This is a genomic window from Formosa undariae (assembly GCF_042427615.1).
Lineage (GTDB): Bacteria > Bacteroidota > Bacteroidia > Flavobacteriales > Flavobacteriaceae > Formosa > Formosa undariae.
Genome location: NZ_JBHMEZ010000031.1, coordinates 64,419 through 85,420, shown reverse-complemented (window position 1 = coordinate 85,420; position 21,002 = coordinate 64,419). Strand labels below are relative to the sequence as shown.

17 protein-coding genes are annotated in these 21,002 nt (G+C 33.8%); 12 read left to right on the top strand and 5 right to left on the bottom strand.

Annotated features, from left to right (window positions below; translation table 11 throughout):
* Positions 1-71: 71 nt before the first annotated feature.
* The 4 genes from ACFFVB_RS16935 to ACFFVB_RS16920 all read left to right on the top strand — a co-directional run bounded on the left by ACFFVB_RS16935 (position 72) and on the right by ACFFVB_RS16920 (position 3,770).
* Positions 72-1,433: an acyl-CoA dehydrogenase family protein gene (locus tag ACFFVB_RS16935; protein ID WP_382384415.1), complete on the top strand. Its 1,362-nt coding sequence runs from the start codon at positions 72-74 to the stop codon at positions 1,431-1,433.
* Between the two features lie 618 nt (positions 1,434-2,051).
* Positions 2,052-2,612 (top strand): NifB/NifX family molybdenum-iron cluster-binding protein, encoded by a 561-nt coding sequence (locus tag ACFFVB_RS16930; RefSeq protein ID WP_382384414.1) that lies wholly within the window; start codon positions 2,052-2,054, stop codon positions 2,610-2,612.
* A gap of 83 nt (positions 2,613-2,695) precedes the next feature.
* Positions 2,696-3,331, top strand: coding sequence for a GTP cyclohydrolase II (gene ribA, locus ACFFVB_RS16925; RefSeq protein WP_382384413.1), 636 nt, complete (start codon positions 2,696-2,698; stop codon positions 3,329-3,331).
* Entirely contained in the window at positions 3,321-3,770 is a 450-nt protein-coding gene (locus ACFFVB_RS16920; RefSeq protein ID WP_382384412.1) for an acyl-CoA thioesterase, read from the top strand. Before ribA ends, ACFFVB_RS16920 begins: the two co-directional genes overlap by 11 nt.
* A gap of 469 nt (positions 3,771-4,239) precedes the next feature.
* On the opposite strand, the gene ACFFVB_RS16915 is transcribed toward ACFFVB_RS16920, so the two are convergent.
* A complete protein-coding gene (locus tag ACFFVB_RS16915) occupies positions 4,240-4,953 on the bottom strand; it encodes a DNA alkylation repair protein (protein WP_382384411.1) in 714 nt (237 codons plus the stop codon).
* Positions 4,954-5,102: 149 nt separating this feature from the next.
* The gene (locus tag ACFFVB_RS16910) at positions 5,103-5,897 is read right to left on the bottom strand and encodes a hypothetical protein (protein ID WP_382384410.1); all 795 of its coding nucleotides are present in this window, start codon (positions 5,895-5,897) and stop codon (positions 5,103-5,105) included.
* A 248-nt stretch (positions 5,898-6,145) separates the two neighbouring features.
* On the opposite strand from ACFFVB_RS16910, the gene ACFFVB_RS16905 reads away from it, so the two are divergent.
* From ACFFVB_RS16905 to ACFFVB_RS16890, 4 genes are all read left to right on the top strand, one after another.
* The gene (locus tag ACFFVB_RS16905) at positions 6,146-7,498 is read left to right on the top strand and encodes a dihydrolipoyl dehydrogenase family protein (protein ID WP_382384409.1); all 1,353 of its coding nucleotides are present in this window, start codon (positions 6,146-6,148) and stop codon (positions 7,496-7,498) included.
* Between the two features lie 343 nt (positions 7,499-7,841).
* Complete coding sequence (locus ACFFVB_RS16900; RefSeq protein ID WP_382384408.1) at positions 7,842-9,173, top strand: cytochrome ubiquinol oxidase subunit I; 1,332 nt, start codon at positions 7,842-7,844, stop codon at positions 9,171-9,173.
* A gap of 2 nt (positions 9,174-9,175) precedes the next feature.
* Complete coding sequence (cydB, locus tag ACFFVB_RS16895) at positions 9,176-10,252, top strand: cytochrome d ubiquinol oxidase subunit II (protein WP_382384407.1); 1,077 nt, start codon at positions 9,176-9,178, stop codon at positions 10,250-10,252.
* Between the two features lie 17 nt (positions 10,253-10,269).
* The gene (locus tag ACFFVB_RS16890; protein ID WP_382384406.1) at positions 10,270-10,581 is read left to right on the top strand and encodes a hypothetical protein; all 312 of its coding nucleotides are present in this window, start codon (positions 10,270-10,272) and stop codon (positions 10,579-10,581) included.
* A gap of 84 nt (positions 10,582-10,665) precedes the next feature.
* On the opposite strand, the gene ACFFVB_RS16885 is transcribed toward ACFFVB_RS16890, so the two are convergent.
* A complete protein-coding gene (locus tag ACFFVB_RS16885) occupies positions 10,666-11,076 on the bottom strand; it encodes a DoxX family protein (RefSeq protein ID WP_382384405.1) in 411 nt (136 codons plus the stop codon).
* 33 nt (positions 11,077-11,109) lie between these two features.
* Positions 11,110-11,838 carry a metallophosphoesterase family protein gene (locus ACFFVB_RS16880; RefSeq protein ID WP_382384404.1) on the bottom strand — a complete coding sequence of 243 codons (729 nt, stop codon included), beginning with the start codon at positions 11,836-11,838 and terminating at the stop codon, positions 11,110-11,112.
* Between the two features lie 385 nt (positions 11,839-12,223).
* On the opposite strand from ACFFVB_RS16880, the gene ACFFVB_RS16875 reads away from it, so the two are divergent.
* The 4 genes from ACFFVB_RS16875 (at position 12,224) to ACFFVB_RS16860 (ending at position 20,440) form a co-directional block, all read left to right on the top strand.
* Entirely contained in the window at positions 12,224-13,033 is an 810-nt protein-coding gene (locus tag ACFFVB_RS16875; protein ID WP_382384403.1) for an SHOCT domain-containing protein, read from the top strand.
* 209 nt (positions 13,034-13,242) lie between these two features.
* On the top strand, positions 13,243-14,412 hold the full coding sequence (locus ACFFVB_RS16870; RefSeq protein WP_382384402.1) for a Pycsar system effector family protein: 1,170 nt from the start codon (positions 13,243-13,245) through the stop codon (positions 14,410-14,412).
* Positions 14,413-14,421: 9 nt separating this feature from the next.
* The gene (locus tag ACFFVB_RS16865; protein WP_382384401.1) at positions 14,422-16,767 is read left to right on the top strand and encodes a hypothetical protein; all 2,346 of its coding nucleotides are present in this window, start codon (positions 14,422-14,424) and stop codon (positions 16,765-16,767) included.
* A 16-nt stretch (positions 16,768-16,783) separates the two neighbouring features.
* Positions 16,784-20,440, top strand: a complete 3,657-nt coding sequence (locus tag ACFFVB_RS16860) for a metallophosphoesterase (protein ID WP_382384400.1) — start codon at positions 16,784-16,786, stop codon at positions 20,438-20,440.
* Between the two features lie 67 nt (positions 20,441-20,507).
* Here the strand turns inward: ACFFVB_RS16860 and ACFFVB_RS16855 are convergent, their stop codons facing one another.
* Positions 20,508-20,999, bottom strand: coding sequence for a DUF6265 family protein (locus ACFFVB_RS16855; RefSeq protein ID WP_382384399.1), 492 nt, complete (start codon positions 20,997-20,999; stop codon positions 20,508-20,510).
* Positions 21,000-21,002: the final 3 nt, after the last annotated feature.

The window sequence follows — 21,002 nt, the reverse complement described above, 5'->3', positions numbered from 1 at the left end:
TAGTAATTTAATAGTTTGTATAGCATTGCTTACCAGAGCAAATACAAACAAACTAATTAAAAAGAAATAGTATGGAGTGGTTTAAAAAAATAAAACACATTACGCATTTAATGAAGCAAGTCGACTTTAACGAATTGAGTCAGATTTCAGAAAAAATAGATTTACCAAAAATCATGAAATCTGTTGGCGAGTTGGACGATGATCAGCTAAAAGGATTAACTAAGCTACTTACAGAAAAGGCTAAAAAAGGACAACATAAATTACCGCCTATCGATGGTGATTTTTATGAATATGATTTAAAACTCACTTTTGAAGAACGGGCCATTCAAATGAAAGTTCGGAACTTCATGGAAACAGAAGTAGAACCTATTGCAAACGAGTGTTGGAAACGCGCAGAGTTTCCGATGGAAATTATACCAAAATTAGCCAAACTTAATATTAGTGGTGTGGCTTACGAAGGGTATGGTTGTCCAAATTTATCTTTTGTTATGGAAGGTGTTATTGCAGAAGAAATTGCTCGTGTAGATGTGTCAATTTCTACCTTTTTCGGAGTTCATAGTGGCTTAGCAATGGGGTCTATTTATCTCTGTGGTAGTGACGAGCAAAAGCAAGAGTGGTTGCCAAAAATGCAAGAAATGAAAACTATTGGTGCTTTCGCATTAACAGAACCTAATGTTGGAAGTGGTGTCGCTGGAGGTATGGAAACCACTTGTAAAAAGGTTGGAGACGCGTGGATTTTAAACGGACAAAAAAAATGGATTGGGAATGCAACATTTGCCGATGTTATTATAATTTGGGCAAGAGATGTCGATAGTAATCAGGTTAAAGGTTTCCTAGTAAGAAAAGGAAACCCGGGCTATGTTGCAGAAAAAATAGAAGATAAAATGGCATTAAGAACGGTTCAAAATGCCTTAATTACAATTACAGATTGCATAGTCCCAGAGTCGGATCGATTACAAAAAGCCAATTCGTTTAGAGATACGGCTAAAGTTTTACGCATGACGCGGGCAGGAGTGGCTTGGCAAGCTTTAGGTTGTGGTAGAGGTGCTTACGAGAGTGCGTTAAAGTATACTAAAAAACGTGAGCAATTTGGAAAACCCATTGCGAAATTTCAGCTGATTCAAAATCATTTAGTAGAAATGCTAGCAAACCTAACGGCAATGAAAGCTATGGTATATCGTTTGTCAGAATTGCAAGACCAAGGCTTATTAACCGATGAGCAAGCGTCTCTAGCAAAAGTATTTTGTTCTATGCGAACGAGAGATGTGGTAAGTCGTGCGCGTGAAGTTATGGGAGGGAATGGCATATTGCTAGAATATGATGTGGCTCGCTTTGTCGCAGATGCCGAAGCTATATATTCTTACGAAGGGACTAAGGAGATAAACACATTAATTGTTGGAAGAGCTATAACAGGATATAGCGCTTTTGCGTAGTGTGTTCAGCACTGGAAAATTATAATCTACTTGTTATCATTCACCTATTAAAGAAGAGCACATGGGTAAGGTGTTAATCAAAAACATATTATCGTAAGGCGTTTTTGCTAACATATGATTTTATAAAATAACGTAAAAACATATTCGGTTTTTGCAGTATCACTATTCTTTGGAGTCAAAAACTGTCTGTAATTCCAGATCCTCGAGGAACCTAATTTTGGGCGCTTTTATATTACGAAGTTTAGTGTATGTGTTTATTTATGAAGGTGATATGGTGTTTTTTGTTTGATGTGAGATTATCACTGCTTAAAAGTGTATAAATATATAATGTATCTAAAATTCAAATAATCAAGAGGTTGAAAATTAAGGACTTAATTGTTTAGAAATTCATGTTCTGATTATAAGAATTAAATTGCGTTATGAACGTAAGTTCATTATATTTGTATTGAATTTATAATAAGGCTTTAAAAAATAGGACAGTCTATTGCATTGATGATGGCTTGTTCATATCTCTTAAAAAATAGGTTTTAATGGCATAAATGTTAAGTGATCGAAATCTGAATGAGGAGATTACCTGCCTTATAAAACAGATGGATTAATATCATAAAATAAATAGGTATGCCAAATTTTAATCATACGGGTCCAGAAGGATTAGGACCTAAAACAGGAATGAAGTTGGGAACATGTAAGATGTCAGCTTCAGATGCAAATACGTTTACAGATAAAAGGCCTTTTTGTAACGGGCGCCGAAAAAAAACAAATGAAGATAAAATAGAACGCTTAAATTTAAAACAAATGAGAAAAATAGCCATTCCAATAACAAGAGAAAATCAAATTGAAAATCATTTTGGACGTAGTAAGTATTACGAAATCTATTTGTGTTCTAGTAACGATGAAATTTTAGATGTTCAATTGTTAGAGACCAATCATAAACGCGCGTGTAAATCAAATATTTTTAATGAACTAGCAAATTCAGGAGTAAGCTATTTGTTGTCGGGGAGTATGGGTGATAATGCGTATCATAAATTAAACGACGCAGGAATTAGTGTGGTTCGTGGTTGTTCTGGTAATTCTTCAGATGTTATTTTAAAATTTATGGCAAACGAAATTTTAGATAATGATGAAGGCTGTTCTGCTCATAATACAAAACACAATCATAATCACTCTTGTCATAATTAATACAATGTAATTAAGCTTAGGTGGTAATGCTTAGAAACAACACCTAAGCGATGAGTTCTTGAATATATAAAGTGAAAAAATTAATGTATACTAAGACTACGAGTATTATACAAGGAGAATGCGTTAAACTGCCTACTAAATATGGTCACTTTATGCTGGTTCCTTTCCAAGAGAAAAAAACAGGTGAAGAACATATTGTATTGATCAAGGGAGCTGTCGAAACAGAGCATGCACCTCTGGTTAGAATACATTCAGCTTGTGCCACAGGTGATTTATTTGGATCTTTAAAATGTGATTGTGGTGAGCAATTAGCTCAATCTATGAGAATGATTGAAAGTAAAGGGAGCGGAGTAATCGTGTATTTACAGCAAGAGGGCAGAGGTATTGGCCTTATGAATAAGATAAAAACTTATAAATTACAAGAAGAAGGTTTCGATACGATTGAAGCAAATGTGAAATTAGGTTTTGCTCCAGATGAAAGAGATTATTATGTTGCCGCAGAAATTCTGAATATGCTTGGCATAACGGCATTAAAATTAGTGACGAATAATCCTGATAAAATTACGGGATTGGAATCTTATGGCATTCAAGTGGTAGAACGTGTGCCTATAATAATACATTCCAATCCATTTAATAAACACTACCTAGACACTAAGGAACACCATATGGGACATTTGCTTAGTGAAGAAAAACCTGTAAATCTTTGCCATGATCACTGATGTATTTGAACTGAGACCGCGTTATGGTGAAGTTGATCAAATGGGATATGTATATCATGCAAATTATGTGACCTATTGCCACCAAGCGCGAAATGAATTATTACGGAAATTAGGAGTGGATGAGATTGAACTTGAAAACAATCAAATTATACTGCCTGTGATTTCGTTCGAAATAAATTACATGAAACCTGCCCATTTTGATGAACTCATATCAATAAAAACGATAATAAAAGAGCTTCCTAAAGTTAGATTTGCTTTCGAATTTGAGGTGAGTAATGCACAAAATATCATGTTATGTAAAGCAAAATCTACAGTTGTTTTTGTTAATAATCAATCCCGTTTGCCAAAGGCGATTCCTGACGATGTTAAAAAAATACTTGAAGCTAAATTTAAAACGCAAATAGATACTGAAATACATCTTGTTAATCCACGAACATGAAAAGGGTAGGCTTAGTTTAAGTGATTACCATGGGGTCGGATAATTAATTGAATTAATAATGGTAAATTTTGCAAAATCAAAAGAATGTATTATTAATCTTTAGTTTATGCTATATCAAGATCTATTTGTTCTTTTCTGGCAACAAGTAAAAGAGAGTGCCCAAGAAAGTCGCTTTGCCAAATTAACTATAGCAAAGACCATTGAAAAATCTAATTTGAAAAATGTATTTGTTAGACTAGTATATTTTGATGATGATTTTAAAGTCTTTTAAGCGTTTTAAATTTGTCTTAAGATATACTTTTTTAAGCAACGTTAATTGATCTCTTTTATTTTTCAAATAAATGGATTAAGCTATTTTATAAATGATTTTCTATCGCTTTCATTTATAAAAAGTATAAACGCTTTTAAAGCCAATCTAACAAAGAAAGTTCAAATTCCCTGTTCTCATTAAATGTAATGTTATGCCTGTTTATTTGGTGTGTAGAGGAGGTCTATATAGTGCTCGCGGATAATCCGACATCCGTATGCCTTCTTTTTGCAGTTCGGTTAGTGCATTTTTTGCAATCCATTTTGCAGATTTACTATCGTATTTCAAGATATCGTTAGCGACTTGTATTGCTTTTTTGTTGAGGTCTATATTTCGTTTTCCAATGTTCCGTAAGGCCCAATTAACGGCTTTCTTTACATATAATCTGTCGTCGTTTGCTTCGCGTTTTAATATTGGAAAGAAGTGTTCGAATAATTCGTTGTCCGAAGTTTTATCTGCCATGCAATAAGAGGCTATAATTGTAAACCCAGCTCTCTTTTCGAATTCAGGCGCTCTTTCTGTCCATTCTAATATTTTGGTAGTTGCAAAACGGCTTTTAGAAAAAAGTCCCATACTAAAGCTGTCACAAATCTCCCAGTTTTCAAAGCTTTTAACCCATTTTTCCATTAAAGGTTCGGTTATATCTTTTGGATTGAAAATTTTACTACATAAAATGCGACCTTCGTAAATGCCACTGTCAAATAGTTGAAGCGCAAGCTTATTATCTTGTCCGATGTTTTTAGCAATCCCTTTTAAATCTTTATGATAAATGCCTAAAGAGTTATTTGATTTTATACCAAATTTTTTCTCTTTAAAAATGACCTTTTCTTCATCTTTTAAGTCATATAGCGCATCAATAATTTCTGAATAAGTCACCTTTTAAAGTCTTTAAGCGTTTTAAATTTGTCTTAAGATATACTTTTTTAAGCAACGTTAATTGATCTCTATTTATTTTTCCGATAAATGGATTAAGCTATTTTTTAATGATTTTTTATCGCTTTCATTTATAAAAAGTATAAACGCTTTTAAAGCCAATCTAACAAAGAATGTTCGTCTTGTTGCTGTTGCTCACGGAATTTTTTCTCGTACTCATCGCGTTGTATTTTGTAATCATCTTTAAGCTTACGATACGTGTTTATTGGCCAATTTTTAAATGTCGTTTTCTCAAGATCACACGCGATTGAAATATGGAATAAATGATGCGTAGATTCATGAACAAATAGAGAGAACGGAATCTCGTTATCTTCGTTTAAAAACGTAGACGAAAGTTTCGCATCTTGTGTGTCATCATCTAAATTAAATTCTAAACTCCCTTCAAAAAGAGTTTGGTTTTTATCGGTTATATGTGTCTCTTCTAATTTTGTTTTTTTAGCATCTACAGAAGGTTTTATATGTTTGCATAGTTTACCAACCTTAAAATTAATTTGGACAGATTCCTCTGCATCGGTATATATTTGATAGCTTAAAAAAACTTTTTTAGGTGTGTAACCTGTAGGTATTTTAATTTTATGCATGGTTAAAATGTCGGGTCTAGAGTCGCTATCAACTCTATGGCTCAAATCATTTTTTTGCTGTTCAATAATTGGTCTGCAATGTTTTAAAGAAAGGGTAATGTGCTTTTGTGCAGGAAGTAGATATTTCATGTGAGTAGAATTCATAGGTTCTCCTAGATGTTCAGGAATTAATAAATCTAATTTTCCTTTTTTTAGGTTCTCATATATTCTATTCACTTTTGTACCGTCTTTAAAAGTAGATTTCAGAGAAGATTTTAATGAGGAAGAACTAAGGGTGTCGGAGTGTTGGGGATTAGAATCTCTCATAATATTTATGTTTAAATAGTTTGGTGAATTATCTACTCCTAAATTTAATTATAAATTTCCATATAGTGTTTGTAAATCAGGCATTTAACTTTATTTTTAGTATTATTTTTTTTTGTTGACATAAAACATGAATCAGCCTGTGAAAATCTATTTCTGGTTAAATTTCAAAACAGGTATTATGCTAGTGAAACCGGTTAATTTTTAAAGCATACCAGTTAATGTATTGTATTCTTAATATCTAATTTTAAATGATGGAATATAAAGAATATGATGTTTTTGTAATTGGTAGCGGAGTTGCAGGTCGCTATGTCGCTAGAACTTGTGCGAGCGCGGGTTTAAGCGTTGCTATCGCAGATAATCGTGAATTTGGTGGGACTTGTGCAAATAGAGGTTGTGATCCTAAAAAAATCATATTAGGACCTACAGAGGTCTTCGACCTTGCCGATAACTTAAGCCAAAAAGGAATCTCATCCTTACCTGAATTAAATTGGGAGGCTAATCAGAAATTTAAAAAGAAGTTTACGGACAAAATACCAGCTGGGACCGAGAATCAATTAAAAGAATTAGGGGTTACTTTATATCACCAATCGCCTAAATTCTTAGATAAGCATACGCTTTCTGTAGAAGGGAAGACTATTACTGCGAAAAACATAGTAATTGCAACAGGGCAAATTCCTCGGACATTAACTATGGAAGGTGCTCATTTTCTTAAAACAAGTGCAGATTTCCTCAAACTATCTAAACTTCCTAAAAGCATGGTGTTCATAGGAGCAGGATATATCGGTCTAGAATTTGCACACATGGCTACAAGATACGGTTGCCAAGTAACACTTATCGAACAAGGTCCGAGTGCATTAAATGCTTTCGATTCGGATCTCGTATCCGAACTTATTTCTGTTTCTGAAAAATTAGGTATTCGATTTATTTTTAATGCTGAAATTTCAAGTATAGAAAAGCTAAATAAAAATTGCCGTGTAAATTATAAACATGAAGGGAAAAATGAATCTATAAAAGCACGTATGGTGCTTAATACAGCCGGAAGAGTTCCTGCTATTACAGAGCTGTCTTTAGAAAAAGGAGGAGTCTCATTTTCTAAAAAAGGAGTTGAGGTTAATAAATTTTTACAAAACACCACTAATAATAAGGTGTATGCTTGTGGCGATGTTTCCGACCATAGTGTGCCATTAACACCACTGTCTGGAATAGAAGCAAAAATAGTTGCAGAAAATATTATTCATGGCAATAAAACAGAAATTAACGTTCCGAATGTGCCTTCTACGGTATTCACTTTGCCAAATTTAGCCTCAGTAGGCCTATCTGAAGATGAAGCTAAAAAAAGATATAATAATGTTATTGTAAAGCATGAGTTTGTTTCTGATTGGTTTAATGTAAAACGGAGTAACGAAAAAGCTTACGGATATAAAATCTTGATTAACGAGCGTACAGATGAAATTGTAGGAGCTCACATTTTAGGACCATATGCCTCCGAAACTATTAATCTGTTTACCATGGCAATAAATTTAAAACTGACTACCGAAGCTGTGAAAAATATGATTTTTACTTACCCGTCTTGGGCGAACGATATTAAATCCATGCTTTAAAATAGTCTTCTTTTTAAATTTCTGAAACTGGAACTAAATATTTCGACTGAGAAACGCATTGAAACTAATGTTTTTACTAAAAAAATGATGAGGTAATTTCTATAATGATAGATCCTGTCGCTGTAAATTGATCTTTTTATAATTGATTTACAGCGACAGTTTTGTTGGGTTACGTTAGTTCTATTAAGAGATCGTTATAATCTAAAATAGCTATCAAAATAGTGTGTTATATGGAGCGATAAATCGTTAAAATTTAGAGAATTCTATAATATTTTTTATTTGTAATTAATGTTACCCAACATTAACAATTAGCTTCGTATTTTTAAGGTCTAAATGACCTGATATGGAAGACATGCTCTTTTACGATAGGATGCAATTTGCATTTACTATTACTTTTCATTATTTATTTCCACAACTCACCATGGGGTTGTCCTTATTAATTGTTTATTTTAAGTGGAAATTCCTGCGTACTAAAATTTACACTTATAATGATGCTTCAAAATTTTGGATGAAAATTTTCGCTCTAAATTTTGCTATGGGAGTAGTCACCGGAATACCAATGGAATTTCAATTTGGTACCAATTGGGCGAAATTTTCAGAACTCACAGGCGGTATTATTGGTCAGACCTTAGCCATGGAAGGAATGTTCTCCTTCTTTTTAGAATCGTCCTTTTTGGGCCTATTTTTGTTTGGAGAAAAACGTCTTGGTCATAAACTCCATTTCCTTACCGGTTTTCTGGTGTTTTTAGGCTCTTGGGCTAGTGGTTATTTAATTATTGCGACACATTCTTGGATGCAATATCCTGTAGGTTACGAGATTTTAGAAAACGGAAAATTTGTCTTAACTAATTTCGGAGCTTTATTTTCTAATCCATGGTTGTTACCTTCTTATTTACATAATCAAGCAGGGTCCATGGTTACCTCTTCTTTTGTGGTTGCTGGAATTGGGGCATTTTATCTGCTAAATAATAAGCACCATGAATTCGGTAAATTATTTGTAAAAACCGGTGTGATTTTCGGATTAATTTCAAGCCTTCTAGTGGCATTTCCAACGGGGGATTTAATAGCTAAAAATGTAGCCAAGCACCAACCCGTAACTTTTGCAGCTATGGAAGGGATTTTTAAAACTGAAGAAGGCGGGTCTGAAATTGTATTGATTGGACAGCCAAATATGTTAGAGAAAAAACTAGATAATAAAATAGCGGTACCCAATGTATTAAGTTTCTTAACGTATCAAGATTGGAATGCAGAAATAAAGGGACTAGATCAATTCGATCCCTCAGTCTATCCTACAAATATCCCTGGCTTGTATTATGCCTATCACATTATGGTAGGATTAGGAACCATATTTATAGGATTGATGCTTTTGGCAGCCGTACAATTATTCAGAAAAAAACTATACCATACCAAATGGATTTTATGGGCCATTATGTTTATGTTGCCTTTTCCATATATAGCAAATACTACAGGTTGGTATACCGCAGAATTAGGGAGACAACCTTGGTTAGTATACGATTTGTTACGAACAGCAGATGGAGCATCGCCAACCGTGTCTTCTGGTAATACCTTATTTACACTACTTGGGTTTATCGGTTTATATCTCCTTTTAGGGCTACTGTTTTTAATGTTAGCAGGGAAAATTATTAATAAAGGACCACAACTAAATCAACACTAATTATGGAATTATTTTGGTATATCGTATTAATGACAATGTTAGCGGGCTATGTGATTTTAGATGGTTACGATTTTGGAGCAGGTATTATTCATTTGTTTTTCGCTAAAACAGAAAAAGATAAAAAAGCTATTACCAATGCCATTGGTCCGTTTTGGGATGCGAACGAAGTGTGGTTAATTGCTTCTGGAGGTGTATTGTTTTTCGCTTTTCCTACATTATATGCTTCTGCTTTTAGTGGATTTTATTTACCATTAATGATGATTCTATGGTTGCTTATTTTTAGAGCGATAGGATTAGAATTAAGAGGACAGGTTAAGAACCCGATGTGGGAAGCTATTTGGGATAAAGCCTTTGGGATTTCGAGTTTATTATTGGCTCTCTTTTTTGGTGTCGCTCTAGGAAACGTAGTTAGAGGTGTAAATTTAGGGCATGTTGTAAATGGCGTGTCTACGCACGAAGCGCATTATTTCTTTTTGCCACTTTGGAACCCGTCGTTTAGTCCGAATGCCGTAGAATTAGGTGTTATCGACTGGTTTACATTATTGCTAGGGATTATTAGCGTGGTTACACTAGCAATCCATGGTGCGAATTGGATCATCTTTAAAACCAATTCCGACTTAAATGAGAAATTAAAGCAAGTGGTGTTTGTTCTAACCGCTGTACTTGTTGGACTTGTTATTGTTTCTATCGCGATTTGGCATATTATTGAACCTAACCCGTTTCATAATTTTATAGATAAACCTCTATTATGGATTTTTCCAATTATCATGCTAACCGGACTTTTCGGATTATTTAAAGTGAAAACGTATAAAAAACATGGCGCAGGGTTTTTGTGTTCTTCACTGTTTTTATTTGGCGGATTAACATCTACCGTAGCTTCTATTTTTCCAAAAGTATTGCCTTCAACAAATAATATAAACCCAGATCTAACCTTGTATAGTGTTGCTGCAGATGAGTACGGATTAACCGTAGGAGTCTATTGGTTTGCCATTGCAGCTGTATTAGTGGCTGTATATATGTACATACAATATAAAGTGTTTAATGGGAAAATGGACGATGTTGGTTATGGCGAACATTAATTATAAATGAGAATAATATGACAGGTACTTTAATATCATTAATTAGTATTTTCATAGGAATTATCGCTGCAAATGTATTTGGAGTTTTAAAACAAAACTATTCTTTTGGGTTTACGGGGAATACCTTAATTGGTGTTTTTGGGAGTATTTTTCTAATTAAATCTTTTGGTAGGTTAGGTTTCGATCCGTGGTCTATCATGGAAAACGGAATCTTTCATCTTTCATTTTTTATACTTAATTGTATTGTATCTGCTTTAGGAGGAGTTCTTGGATTGATTGTAGTAAAACGGATAGTGAAGGCCTTAAATACAGATAAAAATAAAAGTTGAGTTTTTTGCGTGATTTATACTGGAATCATGCAAAAACTCAACTTTTAAAAGCATATTTCTGAAAATATAAATTAAGAAAAATATTTAATTCTCTTTTACTTTTTTACTAATTAAGTGGTCTATGGCAAATGAGTTATCTTGTATGTGATGTATTAGGTATGCGAAGAATGCCACATGAATTAATTGTGCTGTTATGGCTCCCCAACTTTCGATTAAAGTAGATCCGAAAATAAGTGAAACTAAAACGGCTGAAAGTACGATTGCTGACTGTTTTGTGAATAGTCCGATGGTTATAAGCAAACCAAAAGTAAATTCTAAAATCGGTAAGACATAACTAAACGGAAGTGTTATCATCTCAGGAAGCATGGAGTTTTCGAAACTTTTAATCATGCCTTGACTAAACAATTCTAACTTGGGCAAACGAACTAATCCGTGACCAAACATACTTACTCCAATAGCTAATCTTATAATTAAATAGGATGTTTTATTCTGCATTTTCTTTATCGTATTTAGGGTTAATTTAAAAACTTACTTTGCTAATCTCAAGGCATCAGCAAATTTATTGTCAAAAGCACTCGCTTCAATGGCTTTTGCTGCTTTTTCGATATCGTATGTGGCTCTTTTAAAAGAAACTTTAATTGCTTCTGGATTAGAAGGAGATGTCGATTGGTCTAGTTCTAAAATAGCATAACAAATTCTAGAATCACCATCTTTGGGTTTTCCTACAGATCCAATATTTACCACATGTTTAAAATTGTTGTCGTCCTGAATTACACGATGAAAAGGTTTGTGTGTATGTCCGCATAATAAGACATCTGCTTGCTCTGTTTGCATCATCTTTAGCACGTCTTGTTCCGGATAATCTACCACCATATAATCGTTAATTGCTTTCATGCTGGCATGTGTCATTAATAAATTAAAAGGGATGTTATTAGTCGCAAAAGATACTTTTAGATGTCTAGGAAGGTTAGTAAGATAGGCTCTGTTTTCTTTGGAGACCATAGTTCTTGTTAATCCTTTATTTGACGGGATGTCTTCTTTGATTATCGGTTTTAGGAGTGCCTCGTCATGATTGCCCATAATAGTAGGAATGCATCTTTTTCTTATAGCATTTACAACTTCATTAGGCCAAACATTGTACCCGACTAAATCTCCCAAACAATATATAGCATCTACCTGTTCTGCATCTACATCTTTAAAGAAGGACTCTAGAGCAGGTAAATTGGCATGTATATCAGAAAAGAAAGCTATTTTCATTTTAAATAAAATTTAGGTGTAATTTAAGTCATTTAGAAAAAACAGTTGTTATATGTATATCCAAATATAAATACAACAATAATGTTGAACTGCTAAAGTTGTAAAAATTGGTTTTTTTTTAACGATTCTTGATTAATAGTCATGAATAAGTAATTGTAGCATATAGAAATCAAATATAATGTCCTTAAGAATTAGCAATGTGTCTAATTCATGAACGTATTGTAAAATTTTTGATAAATATTATTAATCAGGATGTTAAGTGTTATTATTTTAGTCGGATTTATGAAAACTTCTACTTAAAAGCGAACTATTGACAAGACTTAGTATTATCTTTGGCGAAAATTTGTTAGATAAATATATTTAACTAAAAGAAAGAAATACAATTATGAACGCAATATTCACAGATGCTAGTTTTCAGAATATGGTTAACGTTGCAAATCGTTATGGAATTAGCAGCAATGCGGTTACCGATTTAACGCATGCACTTATGTTAAATAATGGAACAATGGCACAGTTTAACATCTCCGAATTAGGTGGTGGAGGTCAGTGGATGCAAGGAGGAATGACAATGGTGGGCGATATGTTTAACAACAATCTTAAAGCCCTTGTAGACGGAATTTGTGTGGACTTATCAAATTTAATTAATCAAGGTGCGATTCAGTATAAGCCGTTACCTAGAATACAAAATCAGAATGGTTTTCAATCTAATTCAGGTAATTGGTGGGGAGATTTAGGTTCGCCAAATTCTACAGGAAGTCAGAATGGTATGAGCTATGCGATTTTTTCTAATATTCACCGTTTAGCGATTCAGCAAAACGGAAAAGTAACTGTTTTCGATACTTTAGATCATAATATTGGAGGTGTCGGTCAGCAGCAAGGCGGGAATTACTCTGTCACTTTTACAAGTCAGTATGGAACTGTAAATTTAGATTCTTTACCTATTGTTTCGGGAAATGGAAATACGCAGAATAAACCTCAAGAAGTAATTCATAACAATACTTCGGTTCCAACACAGCCGCAATATGTTCAAGAACCAATGGCAGTAGAGCCTGTACAAGAGGTTTCTCATACAGCAAACGGATTGGAAGAAGATGTTTTTGGTAAAATTGAAAAACTTGCTGGTCTTAAAGGCAAAGGGATTCTAACTGAAAATGAGTTTGAAACCAAAAAAGCAGAATTGTTAAGTCGTTTGTAATAACAAATTAGGTTTTAGTAAAAAGAGGTTAATCGGCTAAATACAAAAGTGTTTAGTTAATTAAGCTCTTTTTTTATTGATAAAATTTCTGGTTTTTAATGAAAGGAAAGTTCTAAAAAAGCCACTTAGTAGTACAATAGGCTTAAATGAAAATACGATTCACACTGATAATTAACAGGAGTTGGATTAAGAATTATTATCTTTAAATTATGAGGAATACACTGCTACAAGAAACGGAAACTTTTGTTAGTCACTTATTAGAAAGTCAGCTTTCTCCTAAAAATTTCTATCACAATATAGATCATACCAAAAGTGTTCTAGAATCTGTTACGCAATTTGCTGAAAAGGAAGGTTGTACAGCAGAAGACACCATATTACTGCAATTAGCAACTTGGTTTCATGACACAGGATATATTAAAGCAGATGTCGGGCACGAAGAGGAAAGTGTGATTATTGCAAATCAATTTCTTGAGCATGCGGGATGGTCTCAAGAAGAAATAGGTAAAGTCGGACAATTAATTTTGGCGACTAAAGCAGATGTTGTTCCTACTACACTTCTTGAAAAGATAATGAAAGATGCCGATTGTGCGCATGTGGCTTCCGATAATTTCTTCGAGAGTTCCGAGCGTTTACGTCAAGAATTGAAATATAAAAACGAACAAACTATTTCCGAGTTAGATTGGCTTATTCAGAATAAAGAATTTATGTCTAATCATAAGTTTTATACCAATTTTGGTCAGGTTAAACTGCAACCAAAAAAAGAAATGAATTTGTATAATCTTCAGCAAAAAATAAAAAAAAATAAAACCAAAAAATCAAAAAAATCCAAGAATCAAAAAACAGGAAGAGGAGTAGAAACTATGTTTCGAGTTACAATGAAAAGTCACATAGAATTAAGTGCTATTGCAGATACCAAGGCTAATATTCTATTGTCTGTAAATGCCATAATTATTTCGGTAGCTTTATCTGGGTTAGTGCCTAAGTTGGATAATGCCTCTAACGGATTTTTAGTGTATCCAACCTTAGTGCTTCTTATTTTTAGCGTATCATCTATCGTGCTTTCTGTGCTTTCTACACGTCCTAATGTGTCTAATGTTACTGTGACTAGAGAGATGATTAAAAGCAATTCGACTAACATTTTATTTTTCGGTAACTTTTATAAAATGAATTTGAAAGATTTCGAGTGGGGTATCGACTATTTAATGCAAAACGAAGACACCTTATACAATTCGCTAACCAAAGATCTATATTTTTTAGGTCTGGTGTTAGAACGAAAATATAGGTTGTTAAGATTAACATATACCGTGTTTATGATAGGTATAGTCGTTTCGGCTTTATCATTTATTTTAAGCTATCATTTTTTTGCAAACGTTACATAAAAAACAAACATGGATCAGTTAATTACAGGACCATTTCAACCTATAATATCATTTAAATTTTTAAAATTAAAATTTGAAGAGCTATTAACTTCGGAGAATCCAATGGATCAGCTCCAAGCAAAACATCTCATGTCTATTTTAGACCGTAATCCAGAATTGGTTTCAGGGATTCGTTCTTTAGATGTTTTCAATTCTTATAAAAAAGAAGTCGAACAAATTATGTCTTTTTTGTTTCCTTCAGCTTTGAAGGATAACGAAATTAAAGCTGCTTTGTTTCCGTATTCTAATCAGTATTTTTATCTGTCTAATCGTCTTAAAAATATAATTAAAGAAACAACTTCCGATGTTAATTCTGTTTTGCGTAAGCTTTATAAGGACAACGACGATTCTATAGATTTAAATCCTTACGCGATTATTTTAAATCAATATTACGGGTTTAATGTCGATTTCGATAGACCAAAGCAAATCAAGTTAGATGATGCTTCAGGACAAACCAGAACATATAGAATTACTTTTAATGCCGATTTTATAAACATCTATCCCAATGAAAATGCTGTAGAAATTACTTCTGAGATTTTAGACGAATTACTAGAGCATGCTCAAGACGAACGAGTGTGGAGACGTTATTTTCCAGATAATTCGTGGACCATTGAGGGCTTCGGACTTTTAAGCATGATTGATACCACTTTAGATGGTAAAATAGATGAATTTAAAACACATTTAATTCAAGCAAGTGCGAAAAATTCGAATATGATTTTGGAAGATGTTCGAAAGATTTTTAATATAGATGATCTTGAAGTTGGAAATTATCTTGTAGATGGAGACGCTTTAATTCGTCCTTTTGGCGAAGATCTGGGAGCGTTAACGTTACGAAGAGGAGAATCTATTTCTTGCAAATCGTATGCTTGTAAATATGTTTACAATCAATTGTTCGAAAAGCATCTTCCTGTTGTATTGTCTAATGTGCCTAATTACGTAAAGCACTCTCATGGCGATGTGTTAAGTGAAATGTTATTAGAAAAAGGGTTTAAAAGTGCTATTTTATTGCCTGTTGTAATCGATGGTGAACTTAAGTTTATTATAGAAATGGCTGCTTATAAAATTAACCAACTAAACGATATTAATAAAGTCAAGTTGGATACCATTATGCCTTTTGTCCTAAGTCATTCAAAACGATCTATTGCCGAGTACGAAAATGAAATCAGTGCTGTAATCCAAAATCAATGCACATCCATTCACTCTGCTGTAGAATGGCGATTTGTAGAAGAAGCGCATCATTTTATTCAAGATAGAAATAATGGGAAATCTCCTAATTTTAAGGAAATTACTTTCGAAAATGTGTTGCCTCTTTATGGTCAGATAGATATTGTGGGGTCTTCTATGGCGCGAAATCATGCCATTCAGGAAGATTTAAATATGGCGCTAACACAAACCAAAAGTATATTACAAGGCTTGTTGGTCGAAAAAAATATGCCATTTTACGAACAACTTATTTATAAAATAGACAAAAAAATTTACGAGCTTGATGCTTATTTTAATAACAATACAGAGCAAGAAATTCATTTGTTTTTCGAAAAAGATATTTACCCTTTATTTAAGCATTTAAAAGCTTCTGGTGTTGACAATGATGGAATTGATGATTTCTTGAAACGTTCGGTAGAAGAAAAACAACTCTTTTATGTGGCAAGAAAGCAGTACGATCAAACCATAAATATTATCAATAAAAACCTATCTAGTTTTTTAGATAAACAACAAATTAAGGCGCAAGAAATTTTTCCACATTATTTCGAGAAATTTAAAACAGATGGTATCGAGCATAATATGTACGTCGGACAATCTATAGCAGAACATCAGGATTATCACGAATCTGTAGTGTATAATTTAAGATTGTGGCAACTTCAGGTGATGTGTAAAATGGAATCTTTATACTATACCAGTCAGGAAAATTTCCCAGTAAAATTAGATGTAGCTTCGCTTATTTTGGTTTACGATGTGCCATTAACCATTAGATACCGTATAGACGAAAAACAATTCGATGTCGATGGAGCATATAATGTGAGATACGAAATGATCAAAAAACGTATCGATAAAGCTGTTATAAAAGGAACTACCGAGCGTATAACGCAACCACATAAATTGTGTGTGGTGTTTTCTACAAATGTTATAGAGCGTGAATATTTAAGTTATTTCGAGTTTTTACAATCTAAAAACTACATTGGCGATCATATTGAAATTGTCGAGGTCGAAGAACTTCAAGGTGCTAGTGGTATTAAAGCTATTCGTGCAGATATTAATCCAAACCTTATGTTTAATGATACCGTGTTTTCTATAGAAGACATTGAAGCCACTTTATAAATAGAATTTTCAGTATATGAATAAAATTTTACTCTTTTTACTTTTTATAGGCCTTACCGGATGTGCGACTTTAGAGTCGAGTCATCTATCTGTAAATTCAGAGCCATTACAAGATATTAATACAGAAACATTAAACGTGTTTCTTGTTGGCGATGCTGGAAAGCCAGAGAATGGAAAGGCGCCTAAAGCACTTCTAGAGATGCAAAAACAGTTTGCTTTGGCAGACAAGGAAGACTTATTGTTTTTTTTAGGCGATAATATCTATCCAAAAGGATTTCCTGCAGAAGACGAAAAAGGTCATGACGATGCCAAATTGGCTATGGACTTACAGTTGGATGTTGCTAAAAAATTCCCTGGATCTGTATATGTTATTCCTGGAAATCACGATTGGTATAGCGGATTAAAAGGGCTTAAACGTCAAGAGAAATTAGTAGAAGATGCATTAGGAAAAAATACATTTCAACCCGAAGACGGTTGTGGTATCGAGCGCATTAATATTAGCGACGACTTGGTTTTAATTCTAGTAGATTCTCAATGGTACATTACCAATTGGAATAAACAACCTACGATAAACGATGATTGTGATATTAAAACGCGTGATCAGTTTTTAGAAGAATTTAAAAGTGAAATTAAAAAGGCGAGAGGTAAAACAACTTTAGTTGCTATTCACCACCCGATGTTTAGTAATGGTCCGCATAACGGGCAGTACACGTTTGCAGATCATATGAAACCTTTGCCCGTTTTAGGTACGGTTAAAAATATACTACGCACAACAACTGGAATTTCTAATGCCGACATGTCTAATTGGTTTTATAACGATTTACGTAAAAACCTAATTGCATCGGCACAGCAGAATGATAATGTTATTTTTATTTCAGGACACGAGCATAGTTTACAGTTTATTAAATCGGATAATCTAACACAGATCATTAGTGGTTCAGGGTCTAAAACAACGGGTGTAAGAACGCAAACTAAAGATCAGTTTGGGTTAGGAGCAAACGGATATGCAGTATTAAATATTCATAAAAATAAAGCATCAGATGTACAGTTTGTCGCTGCAGAGACGAATACCGTTGTATTTGCTTCAGAAATAAATAAACCTGAAGTTAAAAATATTACAAATTACCCAAAACAGTTTCCAGACTCTATTTCATCTACAGTTTTTACCAAAGCAGAAACAACAAAATCTTCATTTTATAAATTTCTTTGGGGCGAACGTTTTCGGGATTATTACAGTACCGATGTCAAAGCACAAACCGTAAATATAGATACGCTTAAAGGCGGATTAACTCCTGTGCGTAAAGGAGGAGGGACACAGTCACGTTCTTTACGTTTAGAAGATAAAGACGGCACACAATATGTAATGCGTGCGCTTAAAAAGAGTGCGACGCAATACATTCAAGCGTCAATGTTTCGAGATCAATATGTAGAAGGGCAGTTTGACGATACAGAAACAGAAGCCTTAGTTGCCGATGTGTTTACAGGAGCTCATCCGTATGCACCACTAACTATTGGGGTTTTATCGGATGCTATTGGGGTATATCATTTAAATCCGAAATTGTATTATATGCCCAAACAAAACGGGTTAATGGATTATAATGACGAATTTGGAAATGAACTATATTTTTTCGAAGAGCATGCGTCCGAAGGTCATATGAATCTAGCCGACGGTAATTTTACAGGAGAAATTATTAGTACGATGGATTTGTTTGAGGAGCTTCATTCAGATGAAGATGTTAGTCTTGATCAAGTTAATTTTATAAAATCGCGTTTGTTCGATATGCTTATTGGCGACTGGGATCGGCATTACGACCAGTGGCGCTGGTTAGAGTTTAAAGAAGATGGTAAAACGGTTTACAAAGCATTGCCACGAGATCGAGATCAGGCATTTTCTAAAATGTCCGAAGGTTTAATGTTAAGTGCAGGTGTGGCATTAATTCCAGCAGCTCGAGTACTGAGAAGTTACGATGAAGATTTAAGAGATGTAAAAGGTGTAAATGCAGAACCTTACCCGTTAGATGTCGCCTTTTTAACCGATATAGACAAATCGGTTTGGGATGCACAAGTGGCCTACATTCAGGAGCATGTTACTGATGAAGTTATTAATAAGGCCTTTTTAGAATTTCCTAAAGAAGTTCAGGATGCATCTGTTTCAGAGATAAAAGCCTTGGTTAAAAAACGTCGCGAAAATCTAAAAGATATTTCGGATCGTTATTTTAAATTGGTGAATAAATTTGCTGTAGTTACCGGAACGAATAAAGACGATTATGTTTCAGTTAAAGGATTGGACGATGGTAAAGTAGAAGTGTCTGTCCTTAGAAAAAAAGATGATACGATTAAAGATCGATTTCATCATAAAATTTACGATCCAAAGAATACCAAAGAGATTTGGGTGTATGGCTTAGATGACGATGATACGTTTAATGTTTCAGGGAAAAGTAAACGCATTAAAATCCGATTAATTGGTGGACAAAATAATGATGATTATAAGGTTGAAAACGGTAAGAATATTGTGATTTACGATTATAAATCGAAGAAAAACACAACGCTAAACGCCAAGTCTGCAAAAATAAAACTAACAGACGATTACGAAACACAGGTTTACAATTATAAGAAATTCAAGAGTAATACTAATCAATTAGTGCCTTTATTGGGGGCTAATCCTGACGACGGATTGAAATTAGGGGTGTCAAATACATATACAAGGTATGGCTTTGAGCGTAATCCATTCACGAGTCAACATAAATTTAAAGCAGCGTATTACTTCGCTACAAATGGTTATGAAGTATCGTATAGTGGAGAATTTGCACATGTTGTAGGTGGTTTAAATCTGAAAATTCAAGCCGATTTTCAAAGTCCGAATTATACATTGAATTTTTTCGGTTACGGAAATGAGACATCAAATTTCGATGATGATTTTGGAATTGATTACAATCGCGTTAAAGTAAGGAGTTTTGGCATTGCACCGTCTTTAGTTTGGAATTCACTTCGTGGTAGTATTATAGATTTTGGGATACATTACGAAACTTCAGAAGTACACGATGCTTCAGATAGATATGTAGAAGATAACGGTGGTACTTTACCGCATTATATTTTTGACGAAGTACAATTTGCCGGTATACACGGGGCATATCATTTTGCGAATTACGATAATAAAGCATACCCAACAGTTGGGCTTTTATTTGATCTAGAAACAGGCTATAGTCAGAATTTAGATATTCACGGACGCGGATATGGGTATGTGATTCCTAAATTAGCATTGGCACATCGATTAAATTATTCTGGGCGTTTGGTTTTAGCGAGTACACTAAAAGCACATCTTAATATTGGGAATGAATTTGAGTTTTATCAGGCAGCAGCGATAGGAGGAGAGGACGGTTTACGCGGATTTAGAAATCAGCGATTTACAGGGAAACGTGCTTTTTATCAGAATACAGATATTAGGTATAGTTTAACCAATTTAAAAACGCCTATACTACCAGTTAAATTAGGTGTTTATGGTAGCTTCGATTATGGTCGTGTATGGTTGTCTCAAGATGAAACTAATAAGTGGCATAACTCGTATGGAGGTGGATTGTTTGTTAACGGCGCAGAACTTTTAACGGCTAATTTGGGCGTGTTTAACTCGGTAGATGGAATACGTGTCTCCTTTGGTTTAGGCTTTGGGTTTTAAAAGAAAAGGCATGATTCTAATAAAAGATTCATGCCTTATTGAGTATATTCTTAATGGTTAAAAACCTTTAATTTAATTTTTCGAATTCAAAAGCTATTTCCATATCACTTCCAGAGACCAAAGCATGTAACGTGTATTCATCTATCCAATATTTAATACGATTTGGAAATTCGATTTCAGTATTTTCACAAACAAAAGAATTTGCATTGTGGTTTATGCCGTTAAAGGTTGTCCAATGCTCTTCTCCAGGCGCTTTCACATTTAAATTCCAAACGTCATCTACTTTTATAAGTCTAATTTTTTCTTGACTAATAGTATCTCCATCTTGCAACGTAAAACCGATTCCAGAATATTCGGAAGAATTAATTTTCTCCCAATTTTCAAAAGTATCTTGGCCCACTTCTTCATCTAAACGTTTCCATTGCCCGAGCAACCAATCAAAATCTTCAGAGTGTTTTTTCGAAACAGTACTAGACGTTTCAACCGTCTGTTGCTTTTTTTTACCTTGATTGCAAGCGCATAACAATACGGCCAAACAAATTAGTAGCAGGTTCTTCATGTA